A 1,249-nucleotide genomic window follows, 5' to 3' on the forward strand; every position below is an offset into this window, starting at 1 on the left:
TGGCGATATGAATCAGGTTTTCCTGCCCAGTTGTGATCAAAAATCACTCCTTTATCATCAGGCAATCGAACCACTTCTTTTAGAAAAGGAGCATCTATCGGATCGTTACCCGGTCTATTCATTGAATCATGTAATTCCTGCTCTCTTAACTTGATCCGTTGTTCGAAAGCTGGTTGATATAATCGCTGGCTTTCAATTCTAAAATCATCGATGAAAACCATATTATTGAGCTTATTATTAAGCGATTCTGGCACATCAATCAGATAGCGCCCGATGCACTGAAGTTTGGTATTGGAAAATAGTGTCTGTGTCATCGAGTCATCCTTGTGAGGTATTGTTGAAGCCTGTGTGCTTTCTGCACAGAATACTATTCCTGCCATAACCAGCGTGCACATACAGAATTTTGGCTTGGATTTAATTTTCGGGATCATGGGGAAGGCACCTCCTGCACCATTTTTGCGATGGCTCGCAGCGTAAACTGCACTGATGGTCGCTTCATAATGTCTGCCATATCATCGACGTTATAAGCTTCCTGATGCCCCACATTAGTGGCAAGTATACTCTTGATTGCGCTAAAACTACGAATAGCACTCAGTGATTCCACCGGGACGGTACCATCGCCGGGTGTAGCGGATGATTTTAGCTGATAGAGTTGGGATTTATTAAAACTCCCTGGGACGTCACGATGATCATTAGGCAGTTTTTTATCGCGTTCAAGCGTATTTTTGGAATAGGTTATTGACGTTTTTTTCCACGTCAGAGAACCATCAGAATCAATTTCTTTTCCATAAAACAGATAAGTATTTGGATGATAAATGTTATCTGACTTTTTAATAAAAGGTTGTACTACATCAATAATAAGGTTGCTATATTCAGACCAATTATTCTCAGTAATCACTTTATCTTTATCGATAATATCCGATTCATACAATCGGAACCATTCCTTCTGATTAAGATAAATGTCCTTAAATGGATTTCCTTCTTTTGGTAATCTTAAATCACTGCCATCTGTATCCCCCCCTTTTATCGTTAGCCAGGGAGCACCATTGATATATTTGGCCGATGGCAGTAACTGCAATGGTGCGGGAGCGCGGGCTAACACCGGCATTAGCTCGGTCGCCGATTTGCCTAATACAATGCCCGCAGCCCCTTCCTGCTTGGCCCCTATTTTCATTCGGCGATACGCTGCCGGTGAGCCAAGATCGGGAATTACCCCATGCACAATGCCCAAGATTTTATTCTGGCAGCC

At 42.4% G+C, this 1,249-nt stretch carries 2 pseudogenes; both read right to left on the bottom strand.

Annotated elements, in window-relative coordinates:
* A pseudogene (locus GC128_RS22910) lies at positions 1 to 314 on the bottom strand (T6SS immunity protein Tli4 family protein); the annotation flags it as partial.
* Between the two features lie 113 nt (positions 315 to 427).
* A pseudogene (locus GC128_RS22915) lies at positions 428 to 1,249 on the bottom strand (acetyltransferase); the annotation flags it as partial.

It is taken from the genome of Buttiauxella massiliensis (genome assembly GCF_902500225.1).
Taxonomy (GTDB): domain Bacteria; phylum Pseudomonadota; class Gammaproteobacteria; order Enterobacterales; family Enterobacteriaceae; genus Buttiauxella; species Buttiauxella massiliensis.